Origin of the sequence: Kribbella koreensis, from assembly GCF_039525325.1 — a bacterium.
Classification (GTDB): Bacteria; Actinomycetota; Actinomycetes; order Propionibacteriales; family Kribbellaceae; genus Kribbella; species Kribbella koreensis.
The window spans coordinates 113,690-133,408 of the sequence record NZ_BAAAHK010000024.1; the positions used below are offsets into that span (position 1 = coordinate 113,690).

At 68.3% G+C, this 19,719-nt stretch carries 18 protein-coding genes; 8 read left to right on the forward strand and 10 right to left on the reverse strand.

Translation table 11 applies throughout. The features are described from left to right. The first annotated feature begins 8 nt into the window (after positions 1–8). Both ABD116_RS40040 and ABD116_RS40045 read left to right on the forward strand, forming a co-directional pair. On the forward strand, positions 9–869 hold the full coding sequence (locus ABD116_RS40040) for an SDR family NAD(P)-dependent oxidoreductase (RefSeq protein ID WP_343983506.1): 861 nt from the start codon (positions 9–11) through the stop codon (positions 867–869). 58 nt (positions 870–927) lie between these two features. Beyond that, positions 928–2,400, forward strand: coding sequence for a M1 family metallopeptidase (locus ABD116_RS40045; RefSeq protein ID WP_343983509.1), 1,473 nt, complete (start codon positions 928–930; stop codon positions 2,398–2,400). On the opposite strand, the gene ABD116_RS40050 is transcribed toward ABD116_RS40045, so the two are convergent. Then, positions 2,397–3,209, reverse strand: a complete 813-nt coding sequence (locus ABD116_RS40050; RefSeq protein ID WP_343983512.1) for a class I SAM-dependent methyltransferase — start codon at positions 3,207–3,209, stop codon at positions 2,397–2,399. The two genes, ABD116_RS40045 and ABD116_RS40050, sit on opposite strands and share 4 nt — an antisense overlap. Before the next feature lie 54 nt (positions 3,210–3,263). Between ABD116_RS40050 and ABD116_RS40055 the strand changes: the two genes are divergently transcribed. Both ABD116_RS40055 and ABD116_RS40060 read left to right on the forward strand, forming a co-directional pair. Further along, positions 3,264–4,601, forward strand: a complete 1,338-nt coding sequence (locus ABD116_RS40055) for a hemolysin family protein (protein WP_343983515.1) — start codon at positions 3,264–3,266, stop codon at positions 4,599–4,601. Next, positions 4,598–5,686 (forward strand): hemolysin family protein, encoded by a 1,089-nt coding sequence (locus ABD116_RS40060; RefSeq protein WP_343983518.1) that lies wholly within the window; start codon positions 4,598–4,600, stop codon positions 5,684–5,686. Before ABD116_RS40055 ends, ABD116_RS40060 begins: the two co-directional genes overlap by 4 nt. A gap of 113 nt (positions 5,687–5,799) precedes the next feature. On the opposite strand, the gene ABD116_RS40065 is transcribed toward ABD116_RS40060, so the two are convergent. From ABD116_RS40065 to ABD116_RS40090, 6 genes are all read right to left on the reverse strand, one after another. Continuing rightward, positions 5,800–7,752 carry a sensor histidine kinase gene (locus ABD116_RS40065; RefSeq protein WP_343983521.1) on the reverse strand — a complete coding sequence of 651 codons (1,953 nt, stop codon included), beginning with the start codon at positions 7,750–7,752 and terminating at the stop codon, positions 5,800–5,802. Position 7,753: 1 nt separating this feature from the next. Further along, entirely contained in the window at positions 7,754–8,446 is a 693-nt protein-coding gene (locus ABD116_RS40070) for a response regulator transcription factor (protein WP_343983523.1), read from the reverse strand. A 116-nt stretch (positions 8,447–8,562) separates the two neighbouring features. Beyond that, entirely contained in the window at positions 8,563–9,756 is a 1,194-nt protein-coding gene (locus tag ABD116_RS40075; RefSeq protein ID WP_343983860.1) for an ABC transporter permease, read from the reverse strand. A gap of 332 nt (positions 9,757–10,088) precedes the next feature. After that, complete coding sequence (locus ABD116_RS40080; protein WP_343983526.1) at positions 10,089–10,757, reverse strand: ABC transporter ATP-binding protein; 669 nt, start codon at positions 10,755–10,757, stop codon at positions 10,089–10,091. Then, on the reverse strand, positions 10,754–11,923 hold the full coding sequence (locus ABD116_RS40085) for a peptidoglycan-binding protein (protein ID WP_343983529.1): 1,170 nt from the start codon (positions 11,921–11,923) through the stop codon (positions 10,754–10,756). Before ABD116_RS40085 ends, ABD116_RS40080 begins: the two co-directional genes overlap by 4 nt. Further along, complete coding sequence (locus tag ABD116_RS40090) at positions 11,920–12,528, reverse strand: hypothetical protein (protein WP_343983532.1); 609 nt, start codon at positions 12,526–12,528, stop codon at positions 11,920–11,922. The genes ABD116_RS40085 and ABD116_RS40090 overlap by 4 nt, the downstream gene beginning before the upstream one ends. 138 nt (positions 12,529–12,666) lie before the next feature. Between ABD116_RS40090 and ABD116_RS40095 the strand changes: the two genes are divergently transcribed. Together ABD116_RS40095 and ABD116_RS40100 are read left to right on the forward strand one after the other, a co-directional pair. Continuing rightward, positions 12,667–13,779: an NAD(+)/NADH kinase gene (locus tag ABD116_RS40095; protein WP_343983535.1), complete on the forward strand. Its 1,113-nt coding sequence runs from the start codon at positions 12,667–12,669 to the stop codon at positions 13,777–13,779. A gap of 25 nt (positions 13,780–13,804) precedes the next feature. Continuing rightward, positions 13,805–14,902, forward strand: a complete 1,098-nt coding sequence (locus ABD116_RS40100) for a mannose-1-phosphate guanylyltransferase (protein ID WP_343983537.1) — start codon at positions 13,805–13,807, stop codon at positions 14,900–14,902. A 63-nt stretch (positions 14,903–14,965) separates the two neighbouring features. On the opposite strand, the gene ABD116_RS40105 is transcribed toward ABD116_RS40100, so the two are convergent. From ABD116_RS40105 to cofD, 3 genes are all read right to left on the reverse strand, one after another. Beyond that, the gene (locus ABD116_RS40105; protein WP_343983540.1) at positions 14,966–15,685 is read right to left on the reverse strand and encodes a DUF3105 domain-containing protein; all 720 of its coding nucleotides are present in this window, start codon (positions 15,683–15,685) and stop codon (positions 14,966–14,968) included. Between the two features lie 87 nt (positions 15,686–15,772). Next, entirely contained in the window at positions 15,773–16,741 is a 969-nt protein-coding gene (locus ABD116_RS40110; RefSeq protein WP_343983543.1) for a coenzyme F420-0:L-glutamate ligase, read from the reverse strand. Further along, complete coding sequence (gene cofD / locus ABD116_RS40115; RefSeq protein WP_343983546.1) at positions 16,738–17,715, reverse strand: 2-phospho-L-lactate transferase; 978 nt, start codon at positions 17,713–17,715, stop codon at positions 16,738–16,740. Before cofD ends, ABD116_RS40110 begins: the two co-directional genes overlap by 4 nt. A gap of 114 nt (positions 17,716–17,829) precedes the next feature. On the opposite strand from cofD, the gene ABD116_RS40120 reads away from it, so the two are divergent. Together ABD116_RS40120 and ABD116_RS40125 are read left to right on the forward strand one after the other, a co-directional pair. Then, on the forward strand, positions 17,830–19,053 hold the full coding sequence (locus ABD116_RS40120) for a cation:proton antiporter (protein ID WP_343983549.1): 1,224 nt from the start codon (positions 17,830–17,832) through the stop codon (positions 19,051–19,053). 287 nt (positions 19,054–19,340) lie between these two features. Then, positions 19,341–19,592 (forward strand): WhiB family transcriptional regulator, encoded by a 252-nt coding sequence (locus ABD116_RS40125; protein ID WP_203589828.1) that lies wholly within the window; start codon positions 19,341–19,343, stop codon positions 19,590–19,592. Positions 19,593–19,719 lie beyond the last annotated feature (127 nt).

Genomic DNA, 19,719 nt, shown 5'->3' on the forward strand with positions numbered 1-19,719 from the left:
CTGGCGACATGAGACCGCAGAGAATCGCCCTGGTCACCGGGGCCAATCAAGGGATCGGCTTCGCGTTGGTGCAGGGACTGGCAGCCCGCCTCGATGCCGCCGACCTGGTCCTGCTCACCGGCCGCAACCCGGAACGCGTCGCCGCCGCGGTCGCGCGAGTCGACGGTACGGCGCAAGTGGAGGGCCGGGTCCTCGACGTCACCGACGCGGCCGCGGTCGCCGACCTGGCCGCGGACCTGCAGGCCCGGTACGGCGGGGTGGACCTCGTCATCTCCAACGCCATCGGCCCGCTCACCCCCGACCGTCCGCAAGCTGAACAGGCCGACGAGTTCATCGCCGTCGCCAACGGTGGTACCGACGCTGTCCTGCGTTCTTTCACCCCGGTACTACGTCCAGCCGGCCGCCTGATCGTCGTCGCGAGCTCACTCGGCACCCTCGACCAGCTGGACGCGAAGGTCCAGCCCCTCTTCGAGGACGGTCACACCCTGGACGAGATCGAGCAGACTGTCGAGGATTGGCGCCAGACCATCCATGCCGGTACTGCGGCCGAGAACGGCTGGCCGGAGTGGATCAACATCCCCTCCAAGGTCGCCCAGGTGGCCGCGGTCCGGGCGGTCGCCGCGACCCGGCGTACCGAAGATCTTGCCGACGGCACCCTGATCGCCGCGGTCTGTCCCGGCCTGGTCGACACCCGCGCGTCCCGCCCGTGGTTCGACGATTTCAGCCAGGCGCGCACCCCCGAGGAAGCGGTCGAACCGATCCTCGACCTTCTCCTCACCGGCCACGTCGACCCATCGACGTACGGCGAACTCATCCGCGACGGCAAGGTCCTGCCGTGGCTCGGCGGTAAGACTACGACCCGAGGATGAGCTGAGGTCCCGCCCAGAGGCCGATGTCTGGGCGGCCGGCCCCGAATAGCTTCAGGGTATGAAGAATCCACGTCGCGTACTGGCGACCACGCTTGCCCTGACCAGTCTTGGTGCGGGACTCACCGTCCCGTCCGCCTTCGCCGCGCCGGCCGAACCAGGTGCGGCAGGGATCGGGGACAAGGTCTGGCCGGAGTTGGGCAACGGCGGCTACGACGTGGTGGATCAGAAGCTGGCCTTTACCTTCAACGACAAGTTGACCGGCTACACGGCCAGTACGACGCTCAGCGCCCGGGCCACCCAAGGGCTCAGCCGGTTCGACCTCGACCTGCTCGGGCCCGACGTCACCGCAGTACGGGTGAACGGCCTCAGGGCGAGCTGGAAGTCAACCCCACAAGGGGAACTGGTCATCACGCCGAAGCGCGCGCTGCGCAAGGACGCGCCGTTCACCGTCAAGGTCGACGTCAGGAGCAACGTCCCCGGGGTGACGGACCCGAAGCTCGTCTTCCCGCCCGGCCTGATCCACTACGGCGACTGGATCCAGGCGATCAACCAGCCGTCCGGCGCGCGCCGGATGCTCGCGGTCAGCGACCACCCGGCCCAGAAAGCTCCCGCGACGATCACCATCACCGCACCCGCCCGCCTCAATTCCATTGCCAACGGCAAGCTTCTGAAGACCACCAGAACCAGAACCACGGCGACCCGCGTCTTCCGCGAGGACCGCAGGATCGCCACCGAGCTGCTCCAGATCGGCGTCGGCCCGTTCACCGTCGTCCACGCGCCAGGCCCGCACGGCATGGATCTCCGGTACGCCGTACCGACCGCGCAACTCGCAGCGATCAAGCCCCAACTGAAGTCCTTCGACCAGTCGATCCGATTCATGGAGCAACGCCTCGGCCGGTTCCCCGGCGTCCGGGCCGGCTCGTACATCGCGCCGGTCGGCGGCGAACTCGAGACGCAGGGCCTCACCTTGATGCCGGCCAGCCACATGACCAAGGAGGGATTCGAGCAGAACGGCGTGGACGGCGTCGTCCTGCACGAGGTCTCACACGAGTGGTTCGGCAACTCGGTCTCACCGAAGACCTGGTCGGACCTGTGGCTCAACGAGGGGCACGCGGTCTTCTACGAGGACGTCTGGACCGCTGCCCGCGGTCGCCAGAGCCAGAGCGAGTCGATGCGCCATTCGTACGTCGAACGCGGCAACCAGCTGCTCGCGAACGGCCCGATCGCCAAGCCCGATCCTGCCAGGTGGCCGGGCGACAGCGCGCCGATCCGCCCGTACGGGGACGCGGCCTACGAGGGCGGGGCGCTGACACTCTTCGCCCTGCAGCAGAAGGTCGGGGCGAAGGTGTTCAACCGGATCGAGCGCGCCTGGGTCCGCGACCACGCGAACAGCGTCGCAAGTACCGTGGACTTCATCGCCACCGCATCGAAGGTCGCACACCAGGACCTCGGCCCGTTCCTCCGGTCCTGGCTGTACGGCACCAAGCTTCCCGCGATGCCGGGCCACCCGGACTGGAAGGCCGCGGCCTAGGTGGTGAAGAGGTTCAAGCGATAGCTCTCGACCTGTGGCGCCAGGCCGATCGCGTCCAGTCGATCCCGGAAGGCCGCAGGCACGCCGGCCCGGACGGCGGGCTGGAGTTGGGCGATGGTGCGGCTGTCGAGCAGTCGCAACCCCCACGACTCCAGCTCGCTCGGGTCGTCGCACGGCCACAGGAACCTGGCTGACATCAGCTTGGCCGAGTTGTGGTTGTCGATCCGCTCGACCATCCCGGCCCCGGCCGTGTCGAAGGCGACCGGGCTGCCGGGGAACTGATCGCGGATGAAACCGATCGCGGCCTCGCAGCCTTCGCGGGGCACATACGGCAGGACGGCCTCCGCGACGAAGAAGTACGGCGCCGGATGCTCGCGTACGGCGTCGAGCCAATCGGCCTCGGTGACGGATCCGGCGACCATCGACCGCCGATCGGTCGGCTCGAAGAACTGGCGGCGCAGCTCCATCGAGTCGGGCAGATCCAGCTCGACCCAATGGCAGGTCCCGTTGTCGAGCCGCTCGAACCGCGTGTTCAGCCCGGCCCCGATCTCGACGACCGTCCCGGCCGGGTTCGCCCGGAGGAACTCCGAGACCCAGCCGTCGAAGATCATCCCGCGCAACACCGCGCCGGTCAGCCCGCGGTTGCCGTCGAGCTTGGCGAAGTCGTAGTCGAGCGACTCGACGATCTCGACCGCCTTGGCATCACGCAGCAGTGGGTGCTCCTTCCGCGCCTCGACCGCGCGGCCGTAGAGCGGGATCAGCATCGTCTCCTGCGCCGGCCCGAGCTGAACCGCACGTCGCTCGCTCACCCGAAGCCTCCCTCCGTCACCGGTGCACCATGCTACGCAGGTTAAAGTCACTGCATGTTGATCGTGATCGGCCTGGTGCTGATCCTGGCGTTGACCGTTGCCACCGGCTATTTCGTGGCTCAGGAGTTCTCCTACGTCGCAGTGGACCGGAACCGGCTGCAAGGGCTGGCTGACGGGGGTAACGCGGCCGCGGCCAGGGCGCTGAAGGTGACGTCGCGGTTGTCCTTCGTCCTGTCCGGCGCGCAGGTCGGCATCACCGTCACCGCGCTGCTGGCCGGTTACGTCGCCCAGCCTTACCTGGGCGCCGGCTTAGAGGACCTGCTCTGTACTGCGGGCCTGCCGGCCGGCGTCAGCCTCACGATCTCCGTCATCATGGCGTTGCTGTTGGCAACGATCATCCAGATGGTCTTCGGCGAGCTGGCCCCGAAGAACCTGGCGATCGCCCGGGCCGAGGCGATCGCGCTGCGGCTGTCCCGCTCGACGCTGATCTACCTGACCGTCGCCGGTCCGCTGATCCACGTCTTCGACGCCACCTCGAACCGGATCCTGCGCCGGGTCGGGATCGAGCCGGTCGAGGAGCTGCCGCAAGGCGCCACCGCCCAGGACCTGGACCGGATCATCGCGACGTCGTACGAGCAGGGCCTGCTGGACGAGGACACGATGCGGCTGCTCGATCGCGGACTCGACTTCCGGTACCGCAACGCCGACGAGGTGATGACGCCGCGCGTCGACGTGATCACCGTGCACCGCGACGAGCCGCTGACCCGGGTGGTGGAGCTGCTCGACACCGGGCACAGCCGGTTCCCGGTGATCGGCGACTCGGTCGACGAGGTGGTCGGGGTGATCGCGATCGGTGATGTGGTGGAGATCGAGCCGGCTCAACGGGCCCGCTTCACGGCGGTCTCGCTGGTCTCGCCGCCGGTCGTCGTACCGTCCACGTTGCCGCTGCCCGCGGTACTGCAGGCCCTTCGTACCGCGCATCGGCAGCTTGCGATCGTGGTCGACGAATTCGGCGGGTTCGCCGGGGTGCTGACGCTGGAGGACATCGCCGAGGAGCTGGTGGGCGAGATCCGCGACGAGGACGATCTGCCGGAACCCGAGCTGATCTCGAACCCTGACGGGTCGTGGACGTTGCCGGCCCGGTGGCGGATCGATCAGGTGGCGGAGTCTGTTGGGATCCAGCTGCCTGAGGACGAGGACTACGACACGGTGTCGGGGTTGATCATGGCCCGGCTCGGGCGGATTCCCGTGGTGGACGACGAGTTGGTGGTGGAGCTGCCTCGGCGGTTCGACCACGACGGGCGGCCGGTGCCGCTGGAGTTGGTGCGGCTTCGCGTTCAGACCGTACTCCGGCACGTGCCCGGCATCGTCGTACTGGAGCGTCTCTCATGAGTACCACGGTTGCGCTGCTGGTCTCGTTGCTGCTGCTGATCCTCAACGGGTTCTTCGTGTCGGCGGAGTTCTCGCTGGTCGCGTCGAAGCGTCATCGGCTGGAGCAGGCGGCCGCGTCGGGTTCGCGAGCCGCGCGGGCCGCGATCGCTGGAGTGAGCGAGCTGTCGTTGATGCTCGCGGGTGCTCAGCTCGGGATCACGCTGTGCACGCTGGGACTCGGCTCGCTGTCCGAGCCCGCGGTGGCCGACCTGCTGCATCCGCTGTTCGAGCTGGTCGGCATTCCTGAGGATGCCGGGCACGTCATCGCGCTGCTCATCGCCGTCGGCGGCATCGGCCTGCTGCATGTCCTCCTTGGCGAGATGGCGCCGAAGTCCTGGGCAATCAGCGACCCCGAGCGCTCCGCATTGCTGCTGGCTTTGCCATTCCGAGGCTTCACCTACCTCGTACGGCCGTTGCTGATCGTCTTGAACTGGATGGCAAACCTCTGCCTCCGCGTCCTGAAGGTGACCCCGCAGAACGAGCTGGCCAACGCCCACGGCCCCGACGAGCTGCGCCTCCTGATCGAGTCCTCCCGCGAACACGGCACCCTCGAAGCCCCCGAACACGACCTCCTCACCGCGATGCTGGCCCTGCAGAACATCACCGTGGCCCAAGTGATGACCCCTACCGCCGCGGTCTCAACCGTGCCGGCCTCCGCCAGCGCCCGAGAGGTCGAACTGACCAGCCGCCGAGAAGGTCACTCCCGTCTAGCCGTCGTAACCCCCGGTACCACCGCAGTCTGCGGCATAGTCCACGTCAGTGACGCCGCCCGAGCCACCACCCGAGGCGGCACCACCCTTCAAGCCTCCCAACTGATGACCGAGCCGCTCCGCCTCCCAGCCGCCACACCGGTAGCCGCCGCAATCCGCCTGATGCGGGAGAAGCGCTCCCAACTGGCCGTCGTCCAGGAAGGTGACGTGCCCCTCGGCGTAGTCGCCCTCGAAGACCTCCTGGAAGAGGTCATCGGCGAATTCGACGACGAAACAGACCCGATCATCACCGCCTCCCGCCGCTCCGCACCACCCGCTCAACCCCAAACCGACTAGCCCGGGCCTGCTGGTGGTCCTGGGGAGGGAAATGCCCCGGATCGGGGGTAAACCCCTCCCCGGGTGTTGGCGAAAAGCCTCCCCGAAGCGTCCGCTCGGTATCCGGCGGGTGGCTAGCTCGGGGCGGTCATCCGCTCCGCGGCTGGAGGGTGGGCGGGAAGGCGGAGGGTGAAGGTGGAGCCCTGGTCGAGGGTGCTGGTGGCAGTGGCTGTGCCGCCGTGGGCTTCGATCAGGCTGCGGACGATCGGGAGGCCGAGGCCGCTGCCGCCGGTGTGGCGGTTGCGGGATTGTTCGGCGCGCCAGAAGCGGTCGAAGACCTTCGGGAGGTCCTCGGCGGCGATACCGGCGCCGGTGTCGGTCACATCGATGACGACCTCACCGCCGCTGCCCCCGCTGCCGCCGACACCACTGCTGCCGCTGACACCGCTGCCGCCGCCGACGTCGCGGTTGGTCACGTCGCCTTCGATGCGGCCGGTGATTTGGACGGTGCCGCCTGCGGGGGTGAAGCGGAGGGCGTTGGCGACCAGGTTGCCTACGGCTTGGCGGAGGCGGACCGGGTCGGCTTCGAGCTCGATGTCGGTGGTGGTTGTCGAGGACAGCGTGATGTCGGCGTGTTCGGCCTGGCTGCGGAACGTACCGGCGACCTGGTCGAGGAGTAGGCCGAGGTAGACGCGCTCGGGGTGGATGCGCAGGTTGCCGGCGTCGGCGGTGGCGAGGTCGCGGAGGTCGTCGAGGATGTGTTGCAGGAGCGCGGCCTCCTCGCTGAGCGAGGCGATGAAGGTCGCGTCCGGCTGGGCCACGCCGTCCTCGACGGCCTCCAGCCAGCCGCGGATGTTGCTCAGCGGCGTCCGCAGTTCGTGCGCGATGTCGCTGACCATTGCCCTGCGCAACGATTCGGTCTTGGCGCGGGCGTCGGCCAGTTCGTTGAACGCCAGTGAGAGCTGGCCGATCTCGTCGACGCCCCGGACCTTCACGCGGACGTTCTCGTCGCCGCTGGTCATCCGGCGGGAGGCCTTGGTGAGCGCTCGCAACGGTTGTACCAAACGGATTCCGCCGACGGCGGCGATCAGCACGGTGATACCGAGGATCGCGGCGGCGACGCCGGCGATGCGCTTCTGGTTCGCGGGGGACAGGTCGAACTCGGCCGACGCCTCGCTGTGGGTGCTGACGAACAGGAGGGCGGGCGGAGCGACGTACGGGGTGAGCAGGGCACGCCGCGAGACGGTCATACACGCTTCGACGGCCGCGGGGTCAGGCAGTGGGGGCGCTGCGGAGGATTTGACGGACGGCCGGGCAGACGGCCTTTCGGCGGGATTAGTAGTGGGGCCGGGTTGCAGCTGGCTCGTGGTGACACCGAAGTACGGGGTCCAACTCAGGTCGGCTTGCAGTTTGATCGGCATGGTCGGACCGCGTTTGGCGAGGCAGGCGTTGACCCGGCTCTGCAGGTCCGAGTATGCCTTGGCCTGCTGGCTGTCGATCTCGTCGAGCGCGGCCGACGGGCACTGGTCCACGGCGTACTGCGTCCCCCCTTCGATCTGCGGCCGGCCGGTCGGGTCGTAGGTGATCTTGCCGAGCCCACCCGAGTAGTTCTGGATGCAGCTGAGGACCCTGGTCGCCACGTCGTCGAGTCTGGACTTCGCGGCGTCGGAGAGCTTGAACGGGCCGACCACCCGGGAATCGATCTGCCCGGTGGCGTCGGTCGGCGTACCGCCCAGGCCGGTACTGAGGTCGAGGGGCCAGACGACCGCTGACGCGATCTGGGTCGCCGGGACCGGCTGGCCGGAGATGAGTTGGCGGTCGCGGGTGGTGAGACTGATCTGCCGGCCGGTGTCGAAGGCGAGCCTGGAGATCTCCTTGCCGATGCCCGACCAGCTGCGATGGGTCGCGGCGAACCCCACCAGGGTGTTGTAGATCTTGGCGTCGTCGGCGAGCGCCTGGCCCTGTTGCTGCTGGATGGCGACCGTCGTACTGCGGGCCGCGAGCCAGGCGGTCGCCGCGATCGAGCAGAGCGCGATCAGGACGGCGCCGGCCAGCAGCCGGACGAGTACGCTCCGCCGGGCGATCATTTCACCCGTCGGTCAGCTTGTAGCCGACGCCGTAGACGGTCAGCAGCCGGATCGGTTTGCGGGGGTCGGGCTCGATCTTCTTGCGCAGGTTGAGCACGTGCGTGTCGATCGTGCGAGTGGTGATGTATTGGTCGATGCCGTGCAGTTGCTCGAGGAGCTGGGCTCTGGTGAAGACACGGTGGGGGCGGGCGGCCATCGTGGCGATCAGGCGGAACTCTCCGGGGGTACAGGTGATTTTGGTGCCGTCGGCAAACAGTTCGTGGCGTTCGGGGTCGACGGCGACGCCGCCGACCCGGAGCATGCTGTCCGGTTCGGCGGCTGTTGGTCTGCCGCTGCTTCGCCTGAGTAGCGTGCGCACGCGGGCGGCCAGCTCGCGAGGGCTGAAGGGCTTGGTCATGTAGTCGTCGGCGCCGAGGTCGAGGCCGAGGAGCATGTCGTCCTCTTCGGTACGGGCGGTGAGCATCAGGACGGGGATGTCGGACTCGCGGCGCAGGATCCGGCAGACGTCGAGGCCGTCGACACCGGGGAGCATCACGTCGAGGACGAGCAGCTCGGGCCGGCGGCGGCGTACCTCCTCGAGCGCGGAGCGGCCGTCGTGGACGACGGTGACTTCGTGGTTCTCGCGTTCGAGGTAGCGCCGGACGAGCTCGGCCTGCTTCTCGTCGTCCTCGGCGAGCACGACCTGGGCACACATGGCTTCGACTATAGGTCGGGTTGTCGTTGCTCCGGGTGATGTGTGGTCGGCCGGGACAACATCCTGACAATTGATGGTCAAGCTCTGCAATTGCTGACCCCACCCCACCACCGCGGTCAGGTGGCCAGTGCTTCTGTTGGGGTGAGCAACGATGCCCGGATCGCGGGGTAGACGCCGGCCAGGACGCCTACGGTGATGGACGCGGCCAGGCCGGCGAGCACGGCTGTGGGTGGGATGACGATGGGCCAGCCTTGCGCGTCGGCGTACCCGATCACTCCGAGGACTCCGAGGATGGCGCCCATCAGGCCGCCGATCGTGCAGAGGACGACGGACTCGGTGAGGAACTGGCCGCGGATCTGCCGGCGGTTGGCGCCGAGGGCGCGGCGGAGGCCGATCTCGCGGCGGCGTTCCAGGACGGAGATGACCATGGTGTTGGCGACGCCGATGCCGCCTACCAGCAGCGCTACGCCGGCCAGGCCGAGGAAGAGGGTGGAGAAGGCGTTCTGGGTGATGCGCTTGGCGGCGAGAGCTTCTGAGGGGCGGCTGACCTGGACCGTGCCGGGTTGCTCGGGGTTGAGGGTGCGGCCGAGTACCGCGCGGACGTCCTCGACTGCTGTGTCGGTGGAGCGGACGTAGACGACGGATGGTCGGCCGTCGAAGCCGAGGGTCGTCTTGGCGGCGTCCCAGCCGATCAGGACGGATTGCTCGACGTCTGGTGCCAGCGGTGACGTCGAGAGGACGCCGATGACGGTGAACCAGGTGTCGTTGAGCAGGATCCGGGGCGCCGGCTGGCCGGCCGGCAGGTCGGTGATGCCGAGCCAGGTGGCGGCTTTGGCGCCGAGTACGACGGTCGGGAACTTGTCGGTTGCCTGAGACAAAAACTTGCCCGAGTAAACCTTTGTGCCGAGCAGGTCGAGCAGGTTGGGTGTCCCGGCCAGCACGGTGATCCCACTGCTGTTGGTGGTCCCGTCGATCTTGTCCGACCGCCGCACACTCGCATGCACATTGGCCACCCCACTGACCTCCTGCACCGGCCCGATCCGCGCAGCCATTCCCACCGATTCACTGGGGAACCCAGCCGTTTGACTCGGGTCGTTGGCGTTCGGCGCTGCCGCGGCCCGCAGAAGGTCCGGCCCCAACGTCGACAACTCATCCAGCACAGCCTGCTGACTGGACGCCGGAATCCCCGTCACCACGATCATGGTCGCAATCCCGATAGAAATCCCCAACGCGGACAACGCGGCCCGCAAAGGCCGAGTCCGTACCCGGGTAAGCCCGAGCAAGAGAAGATCGGAAACCGCCAACCGCACGGGTTGAGTCAACTGACCGGCGCCGGCACGCGATCCCAGCCGCCGCCCGCGGAGCCGGGCGCCGTCCTCGGCAGCGGCTTGTCTGGTGGCGCTCGCCGCCCCTGCCCTCGCTTCGGGTGGGTGGTTCGGCCCTTCGGTCGACTCCAGCCCCCTCGTCACCGCCCAGCTCGGCCGGGCGCCGTCCTCGGCGGATGTTGGGCTAGGGCTCGACGCTGCTTCTGCTCTCGCCTCGGGTGGGTGGTTCGGTGTTGCCTCGGACGGGTGGGGCTGTGGCTTGCTCGCTCCCTCCGTGTTCTTCTCCGCCCGGCGCAGCCGGGTGGGCTTTGGGCGGGTCATGCGTCTCCTACTAGGTGGCCGTCGCGCATTTCCAGCTGGCGGGGGAGTTGGGCGGCTATGTCTCGGTCGTGGGTGATGACGGCGATGGTGGTGCCGGTGGAGTGGAGTTGGTGGAGGAGGTCGAGGACTGCGTGGCCGTTGGTGGTGTCTAGGGCTCCGGTGGGTTCGTCGGCCAGGACTATGGCGGGGGAGTTGACCAGGGCTCGGGCGATGGCTACTCGTTGGCGTTCGCCGCCGGAGAGTTGGTGGGGGTGGTGGTTGGCTCGGTGGGATAGGCCGACTCGGGCCAGGGCTTCTAGGGCTAGGGGCTTGCGGGTGCGGCGGGGCGTACCGGCGTACAGGAGGCCGGTGGCGACGTTTTCGGTGGCGGTGTGGCCGTCCGAGAGATGGAACTGCTGGAAGACGAAGCCGATCGAGCGGCCGCGGAGGGCGGAGAGTTCGCGGTCGGAGAGGGCGTCGACGTCGTGGCCGGAGATCGCGACCGTGCCGGCGGTCGGGCGATCGAGGGTGCCCATCAGGTTGAGCAGGGTGGACTTGCCGGAGCCGGACGGGCCGACGATCGCGATCAGCTCGCCGGGTTCGATTCGCAGGGAGACGTCGTCGAGGGCGCGGACACCGCCTGGGTATTCCTTGACGGCATGGCTGAGTTCGACCACGGCGGTCATGACGTCGTCACCACCTTCTGGCCGGCCTGCAGTCCGGCGCCGATGATCTCGACGTTGCCGTCGGCAAACATTCCGGTCTTCACGCCGACCAGCGCGGACGTAGTACCGGTGACAACCTGTACTGCGTAACCGCCCTCCCGCAACGCAAGCAACGCAGCGACCGGTACTACGAGTACGCCCTTCCGCGACGCCCCCGGCACCGTGACCGTCACCGGACCCGAATCGACTCCGGCGCTCGCGGCCTGATGGTCGAGCGTGATCAGCGCCGTCACCTGCGCCTTCTTGCCGCCGTCGGCCGGGCTGCCGTCGCTCGGAGGCGGCGTCGCGTCGGTGCCGACGCTGCGGATGGTGCCGGTCGTCGCCTTGCCGTTCGGCAGTGTGAGCTTCACCTTCGTGCCGGTGCTGATGCCCTGCGTGGAGTCGGCATCGACGGGCAGCGTGACGATCTTGTCGGTGGCGGTCACGCCCAGGATCTCCGCCGCGGCCGGATCGCCGAGCGCCGCCTTGACCGAGTCGACACGGACGGCGCCGGGAAGAACGACAACACTGGTCGGATCGATCACCCCCGTCTGCTCCAGGTCGAGCGACTCCTGCCATTTCTTGATCGCCTTGATGGTTGCCGAGGTCAACTTGTCAGTCGTTGTCTTGGGCAAGAACCCGAGAGCGGTCAGATTCTGCTTGACCACGCGAACGTCCGGCCCCTCGATCGGCTTGTCCTTGGGTGGTGGCGAGGACGGAGAGCCGGGCGGTGGCGGCGAGCCAGGCGTCGACGGTGGATTGCCGGGGATGCCAACCGGTGGAGTCTGCGGTTTGCCGATTGTCCGGAAGAGCGGCGTACTGCCGTAGAACAGGACCACGGGCTTGTCGTCCACCCGGAACAGCACGCCGCCCTGCTCCACCGCCGCGCCTACCTTGGGCAGCCAGGTGATCGTCCCCTCCGCATGACTCTTGACCGTCTGGCCGGCGCCGTACCCGAGCTGCCCTTCCAGATCCCTCGCCTGCGACAGATCGGTCCGCACGATCTCCACCGTCTGCGCGGGATCCGGCCCGTCCGACGCCACCGCCTTCTCCGGCTTGTCGAAGATCCGGAACCCGGCCACGCCCGCCCCGGTCATCACAACAGCGCCGGTGACCAAGGCGATCGCCCGGCGAGAACGCTTGCTCACTTGCCGGCCACCTCGCGCTGGCATTCCGGCATCAGGTCCATGCCCTTGGTGATCGACTTCATGTCGTTCTGCGGCCCGCCGAGCGCCGGACCGACGATGCCCGACGAAGTGTCGGTGGACAGTTCGACGTACTTGACGCCCTTGTCCTTGAGGCACTGCACGACCTTGCGGCCGAAGTCGAGCGCGTCCGGGTTGTTCGCGTCGATCTCCCAGGCAGGCAACGGCAGCTTCGGCTCGCAGACCTTGCCGGCGTTCTTGGCCTTCTTCGGGTCGGTGGTCGGGCCGCTGCCGAGTACGCCGGGCTCCTGGCCGCGCTTGGAGGTGTCGATGCCGTTGTCCTTCAGACAGGACAGGTACGGCGCGTACAACCGCTTGCGGTCGGCATCGGTCATGTCGATCCGCTCGCGCGGCCGGCCGGCGTCGGGGTCCTTCGGCGTCGCCTTGGTGGTCGTCTTGCCGGGCGGCGGCGTGGTCAGGGTGGCGATCTCCGGGGCCTTGCCGGTGTCGCTGGTATGGGCCTGGGCGTCCGCCTTGGACGACGAGCAGCCGGTCGCCACGACGGCGAGCAGGACCAGCGGGGCCCAGTTCAGGAGTTTGGTGTTCATAGCGTTCACGGTGGCTGGCGAATGTCAGGGAAATGTCGGCTGACGGTGGTGATCCGGTCCGCACGACATACGGTGGTCGGCAGCGTCGTACAGGCGCCAGGCAGTCGTTGTACCTCGTCGTACCGGAGGAGTCGCACAGTGCCCGTCAGCCGTCTCGGTCTCGTCGTCCACCAAGCCCGCCCGCTCGCCGTCCAGGCCGCCGGGGTGGTCCGCGAGTGGTGCAAGAAGAACGACATCGGCTGTACCGACATCGACGTCTGGAAGGACCACGAGCACCGCCGGGGCGGGATGGCCGAGATGCAGCACGCCGGCAACCCCGACTTGGTCGTCACGCTGGGCGGCGACGGTACCTTCCTGCGCGGCGCCCGGATCGCAGCGAAGAACGGTGCCGCCGTACTGGGCGTAGATCTCGGCAAGGTCGGCTTCCTGACCGAGGTGGCCTGCAGCGACGTCGAGGAGGCGCTGGAGGCGGTCCACCACGACCAGGCGACGATCGAAGAGCGGATGACGCTCACCATGCGCGCATCCCGGCCCCTGGAGATCCCGAGCGGCATTGAGGCCCTACTGCGCTACGGACACGGCCCGGCGCTACCACCGCCCGCCGTACGCGAGGAGAGCCCTGAGGCCGACGGCTGGGGCGTCGCGCTCGACGTGACCGCGCTGAACGACGTAGTACTCGAGAAGCTCGCCCGCGACCACCAGGTGAGCGTCGGTGTCTACCTGTCCGGCCGCCTGCTCGCGTCGTACTCCGCAGACGCCCTCATCGTGGCCACCCCAACCGGCAGTACGGCGTACAGCTTCGCCGCCGGCGGCCCGATCCTGTCGCCCAACATGGAAGCAGTCGTTTTCACCCCCGTCGCGCCGCACATGACCTTCAACCGCACGGTCGTAGCCGCCCCCGACGAGCCAGTAGGCCTCCGAGTCCTCCCACACTCGGGCCAGGCCGCAGTAAGCATCGACGGCCAACTACGCGGCGTACTGGACCCAGGCGACTGGATAGGCGTCTACGGCTCCGTCCGCCGCCTCCGCCTGGTCCGCCTACGCCCCACCGACTTCTACGGCCGCCTCCGAGACCGCTTCCGCCTGACCGACGCCCCCGCCACCGGCGTAGATGGCGACCCAGACCCCTTCTTCCGTCCCAACACCCCCGTCCCCGCAGACCTGGCCCACCTCCGCCTCCCACCACCCCCAGAGCCCCCTACGGACAACCCGGCCTGCGAAGTAGAGCCCGCCACCGAACCAGCGGAGTAGTCCCAGCCCGGTAGGCTCCCTCCCCATGCGAAACGTGGTGATCCTGGCCGGCGGCTCGGGGACGAGGCTGTGGCCGCTGTCCCGGGCGGACAAACCCAAGCAGGTACTGCCCCTGGCGGCAGGCAACTCCCTGCTGCGAGTGGCCTACAACCGGCTGACGGGTCTGGTCGATCCGGCCAACATCTATGTCTGCACTGTGGCAGCGCACACCGACCTGGTCCGCGAGGAGCTGCCGGAGCTCGGTGAACACAACATCATCGGCGAGCCGGTCGGCCGGGACACGGCCAACGCGGTCGGCCTGGCGTCGGCCGTGGTCGCCCGCAACGACCCGGACGCCGTCCTGGCGATCGTCGGATCGGACCACCTGATCACGCCCGAGGACGAGTTCCGGGCGGCGATCGAGGCCGGCTTCGAGGTGGTGGAGCAGCGGCCGCGATCGCTGGTGACGTTCGGGATCGAGCCGACCCACCCCCACACGGGACTCGGCTACGTCGAGCGCGGTGACGCGATCGAGGGCACCCCGGCGTACGCGGTGGACCGGTTCCGGGAGAAGCCGGATCGCGCGACCGCCGAGGAGTACCTGGCCACCGGCCGGTTCTGGTGGAACTCCGGCATGTTCGTCTGGCGCGCCGAGACCGTGCTGGACCTGCTCGACAAACTCCTGCCGGAGTCGGCCGCGCAGCTGCGGCAGGTCGCCTCGGTCTGGGACACCCCGGAGCGCGACGCGACGCTGGCCGAGATCTACCCGACCCTGCGCAAGATCAGCATCGACTACGCCATGCTCGAGCCGGCCTCGCAGGGCAAGGTCGACGCGGACGTGGTCGTCCTTCCGATGCCGGTGCACTGGCTCGATGTCGGCTCGTGGGCGGCGCTGGCCGGTACGTACGAGGTCGATGCCGATGGCAACCGGCACGAGCCGTCGGCGCTCAGCTGTCTGCTCGACTCGCACGACAACGTGATCGTCACCGACGATCCCGACCACCTGATCGCGGCGGTCGGGCTGAGCGGCCACATCATCGTGCACACCAAGGACGTGACCCTGGTCTGCCCGCTGGCCGACGGCGAGCGGATCAAGGACCTGGTCGCGATCGTCCAGTCCGACCACGCCGATCGCTACGTCTGAACCCGCGACGACGACAAGAAGCCCCGGACCTCAGGTCCGGGGCTTCTCTTCGTGCTGGGGGACTCAGCCGCCGTTGGGCTCCTGCGCGTCCGTGGACGGGTACTTGTCCATGAAGTTCTTCAGGGCTTCGCCGGAGACCGAGCCGCAGAACTGGCGGTGGCCGAAGGCGGTCTTGCCGTCGGCGGCCATGCCGGACCAGTGCGAGAAGGCGATGTTCTTGCCGGCCGGCCAGGCGGCGCCGTCGGAGGCCTTGAAGGGCGCGGCGATGAACTTGCCGTTGGAGCTCTCGGGGAGCTTCGCCTTGGAGATCTTCTCGATCAGGTCGACCTGGTCCTGCTTCTTCATCGTTTCCTCGTTGTACCAGAGGATCGTGTAGCCGTGTTCCAGGTTGTGGACCAGGTTCGGCACCGGCGGGCGGTCGCTGTCGGCGTAGAACTTCTTCGACAGCGGGGCCCAGACGGCGTAGTGCGGGCCGGACGAGGGCGGCGAGACCGGGTACGGGATCACCGTGCCGTCCGGCTTGTGGTCCTGGGTGCCGGAGGCCTTGTCCTCGGTCGGTGTGTCACAGGACGCGGCGGAGGCGGCGACGCCGAGGTCGGAGATCGCGGCGTTGCGGGTCTTGGAGTCCTGGATCAGCTTGATCGCCGGGTAGGCGATGATCGCGAGACCGACCACGATGCACGCGGCGATGATGAGACGGGTGCGGTTACGGTCGCCGCGGGCCTGGTCGCGCTGCATCTTTTCGACGAGCTCGCGGCGTGACTGCTTCTGAGACTTACCCACAGTGATGGTCTTCCCGGATCAGGGGCGGTCTCGGAGCCGCCGTGCGGATGCAGTGTACGCAAGGTGCCTGAGAAGTTGCCTAGAAAACTATCGAGACCGTGAGCCGAACGTGACCGTCGCCTCACTCCCCGGACCGGCCACCACCTGTACGCCGTAACCCTCCGCGTGCAGCACCACAGCCAGCCGCTCAGCGGCCATCCCGACAGCGACGCCATCAGCCCCAGTGACCTTCACAGCGCCTTCGCCAAGCTCTACCTGTACGCCATCCAGCGGCACAGCTGCCCAGAGCTCCGCAGAAGCCTCCCGAGGACCGCTGACAGCCTTCCGATCCAGTACTGCGGCCAGCGCCGCCTCCCGAGTCCCCAGGCTGAACAGATCCATCTCCGCATCCCGCACCAGCGCCCGGGCGCCAGGCCCGTGCTCCCCGGCCGGGAAGACGACATCAGCCAGCCCACGCAGCACCGCGACCGGTACGCCGTCTGCCTTGCCCTTCACCAACTCGCTGGCCGCAGCAATCTCATCAGCCAGCGCCGGCTCGGTGACAGCCAGCACGTTGCCATGGCTGTCCGTAGTACCGCGCAGGTCCTCGATCACCTGTACTCCGGCCGCGCCGATCGCCAAGTCGACCTGCCCGTTGCGCCACGGCCGCCCGAGGGTGTCGGTGACAACCACGCCCACGTTCACGTCGTACCGCTCCTTCAGCGCCTCCCGCAGCAACCGCGCCGACACGTCCGGGTCCACCGGGAGCAGCAGTACGGTGCCGGGCGCCGTATTGGACGTGTCTGTCCCAGCAGCCGCCATCACCAGCCCATGCCGCGTCTGCACGATCCGGGTGTCGCCACGCGAAGCCACCACCCGTACGAGCTCGGCATCGATCGCCTCGTCCCGTGTGCCCGTGGTCAGCCGCCCCTCCGCCTTGCTGACGATCTTCGAGGTCACCGAGACGACGTCGCCGTCATGCAGGTCAGCAGCGGAGCCGATCAGCGCGGCCAGGTCGTCCCCGGCCGCGACCTCGGGCAGGCCGGTCACCTGGAAGACCTCGAGGTGCTTCCTCACCGGCGGACCGCCTCGGCCAGCGTCAGAGCAGCGGAGGCCAGCGCGGCCGTCGTGTCCTCATCGGTCATCCACAGCGGCACAGCCTGGGCGTGGATGCCAGCGGTCGCAATCGACTCCAGCTGAGCCGCGTCCGACGTGTCGATCAGCCAGCCGTCCAGTACGCCGCCCGCCGCCCGCGACCCGTAATGCCGCGCAACGGCACCCGCCGTCGACTCCACCCCGATCGCCGCCAGCACCTTGTCGGCCATCCCGCGGACCGGGCTGGTGCCGATGATGGGGGAGATCCCGATCACCGGCGCGGACGTCTCGCGGACCGCGTCGCGGATCCCCGGTACGCCGAGGATGGTGCCGATCGAGACGACCGGGTTCGACGGCGGCAGCAGCAGCGCGTCGCACTCGGCGATCGCGTCCAGCACACCCGGCGCCGGCTTGGCCTTCTCCGAGCCGACCGCCACGATCTGGTGCGCGGTCACCTCGGCGTGCAGCCGGACCCAGTACTCCTGGAAGTGGATCGCCTTCTTGGTGCCCGGGTTGTCCGGGTCGTCGACCACCACATGCGTCTCGACCCGGTCGTCGCTCATCGGCAGCAGCCGGACCGGCAGCTTCCACCGGCTGCAGAGCGCCTCGGTCACCGCCGCCAGCCCGTAGCCGGCGTCGAGCATCTGGGTCCGGACCAGGTGGGTGGCCACGTCACGGTCGCCCAGGCCGAACCAGGTGGGTTCCACGCCGTATGCCGCGAGCTCTTCCTTGATCACCCAGGTCTCGTCCTCGCGGCCCCAGCCCCGCTCCTTGGAGATACCGCCGCCAAGGGTGTACATCACCGTGTCGAGGTCGGGGCAGACCCGCAGACCGAACAGGGTGATGTCGTCCGCGGTGTTCCCCACCACGGTGATCTCGGCGTCCGGGCGGGCCTTCAGCAGGCCGCGCAGGAAGGTGGAACCGCCGATGCCGCCGGCAAGCACAGTCAATCGCATGGGAACAGTTTCCACGAGTCGTCAAAGCAGTCGACCACCGCACGACTATGCTGCCGAGGGTCCGATGTGTGTCAACTGTCAGTTGAACGGCCCCCAACATCCCGAGGAGCCCTCGTGGTCACCGACGCAACCAAGAAGCTCAGAGAGCCGGTCGCGTACATCTTGCTCGCCTTCGCCGGCCTCGTGGCGCTGGCCTTGCTGATCCGGCTGTTCGTCGGCAGCGCGGGCTTCACCAACGCCGCTGCTGTCGTGCAGGGCCAGGTCACCCCGCCCACCCTCCAGGCACTCGTGCTGCTGGTCTCCCTGGCGGCCTCCGTCTGGCTGGTGAACGAAGCGGGTGAGCGGACCCCGAACGCCCGCACCGTCACGCTGGCGGCGCTCTCCATCACGGGCCTGCTCGTCCTGATCGGACTGATCGTCGCCTTCGCCAGCTTCGGCGAGACGAGCACGGCCGGTCTGAAGATCACCAGCTTCATCTTCGCCATCGGCGGCCTCGCGCTGTACGGCGTCGCCGGTATCTACATCCTGAAGACGTTCCAGAGCCTGCCGGCTCCGGTCCGCGCCCCGAAGCCGGCCTCGCAGGGCCAGTTCGCCGGTCAGCAGGGTCAGTACGGCGCTCCGGGGCAGTACCCCCAGCAGGGCGGCCAGTACGGCACCCAGCAGGGCCAGTACGGGCAGTACGGAGCTCCGCAGGGCCAGTACGGCCAGAACGAGCAGTACGGCGCGTATGGCGCCGGTGCGGCCGGTGCCGCTGCAGGTGCAGCTGGTGGCTACGCCGCAGCGCAGGGCAGCGAGCAGCAGTGGCCGCAGGAGCAGAGCTGGAACCAGGGCGAGCAGCAGCAGTCCTGGCCCGTCAGCGACGCAGAGGCCCAGCCGCACGCCGAGACTCCGGCTGCTCAGCCGGCAGAGCAGGCTTGGTCCGCTGAGGGCCAGGCAGCCGAGCCGACGCAGCAGTGGAGCCCTGAAGGCCAGCAGCAGTGGGGTGGCCAGGAGCAGGGCCAGCAGTGGCCGCAGGAGCAGCAGCAGTGGGGCGGCGCCGACTCCGGTCAGCAGTGGGGCGCTCCGGCCCAGGAGCAGTACGGCCAGCCCGCACAGCAGGAGTGGCCCGCGCAGGATGCCGCGCAGCCTGAGCAGCAGCACCAGACCTGGCCGCAGGAAGGCCAAGCCTGGCAGGCAGATGCAGCTCCGGCAGCCGAGCAGCCCGCCGAGGCAGCGGTTCCCGAAGGGGCAGACGAAACCCGCGTAGAGACGCCGGTTTCCGACGCTCCGAAGGACGAAGACGGACAGCCGCAGCAGGGCCAGAGCGGTCAGCAGGGCTGGTGGTCACAGCCTTCCTGACCAGGAAGTCATCCGCCCTGACAGGGCGCTGAAGTAGACCGAGAGGCCTGTGCAGACAGGCCTCTCGTTCTTTTGCAGCCGTGTTGCGGATGATGCCAATAGCAGACCACGGCTTGACTTTCGTGGATTGCAGGAATGTAATTTCAACCGTGTCGTTCGTTGGACACTCGGTATCGGGGACCGCTTTCAGCACACAGAGCGGTCGAGGTCAGGCATGTGGGACCGCAAGCCCACATGTACAGGGGAACGAACAGGGTCGAGGAGGTCGTACCGTGACAGAAACGCTGCTGGCGATTGTCGACGGTGAGGCGATCGAGGAGGAGCCGAACTGGCAGGAAAGGGCGCTGTGCGCCCAGACCGATCCAGAGGCTTTCTTCCCGGAGAAGGGTGGTTCCACCCGCGAGGCGAAGAAGGTGTGCCTCGGGTGCGATGTTCGGGGCGAGTGCCTCGAGTACGCGCTGCACAACGATGAACGCTTCGGAATCTGGGGCGGGCTGTCGGAACGGGAGCGCCGCAAGCTGAAGAAGAAGGCCGTCTGAACGGGTTTTCTTCCTTGGGTAAATAAGTTCATACAAACATCGGCGTGAGGCCCCGGAGGGACTTTGTCCACCGGGGCCCGCTGCTGTGTTCAGGGGTCCTGCTGACGTCGCGTAAGGTGAAGCCTCG

Coding starts and splice junctions, on each gene's coding strand:
- ABD116_RS40040 (WP_343983506.1), top strand. CDS start 9: ATGAGACCGCAGAGAATCGCCCTGGTCACCGGGGCCAATCAAGGGATC.
- ABD116_RS40045 (WP_343983509.1), top strand. CDS start 928: ATGAAGAATCCACGTCGCGTACTGGCGACCACGCTTGCCCTGACCAGT.
- ABD116_RS40055 (WP_343983515.1), top strand. CDS start 3,264: ATGTTGATCGTGATCGGCCTGGTGCTGATCCTGGCGTTGACCGTTGCC.
- ABD116_RS40060 (WP_343983518.1), top strand. CDS start 4,598: ATGAGTACCACGGTTGCGCTGCTGGTCTCGTTGCTGCTGCTGATCCTC.
- ABD116_RS40065 (WP_343983521.1), bottom strand. CDS start 7,752: ATGATCGCCCGGCGGAGCGTACTCGTCCGGCTGCTGGCCGGCGCCGTC.
- ABD116_RS40070 (WP_343983523.1), bottom strand. CDS start 8,446: ATGTGTGCCCAGGTCGTGCTCGCCGAGGACGACGAGAAGCAGGCCGAG.
- ABD116_RS40080 (WP_343983526.1), bottom strand. CDS start 10,757: ATGACCGCCGTGGTCGAACTCAGCCATGCCGTCAAGGAATACCCAGGC.
- ABD116_RS40090 (WP_343983532.1), bottom strand. CDS start 12,528: ATGAACACCAAACTCCTGAACTGGGCCCCGCTGGTCCTGCTCGCCGTC.
- ABD116_RS40100 (WP_343983537.1), top strand. CDS start 13,805: ATGCGAAACGTGGTGATCCTGGCCGGCGGCTCGGGGACGAGGCTGTGG.
- cofD (WP_343983546.1), bottom strand. CDS start 17,715: ATGCGATTGACTGTGCTTGCCGGCGGCATCGGCGGTTCCACCTTCCTG.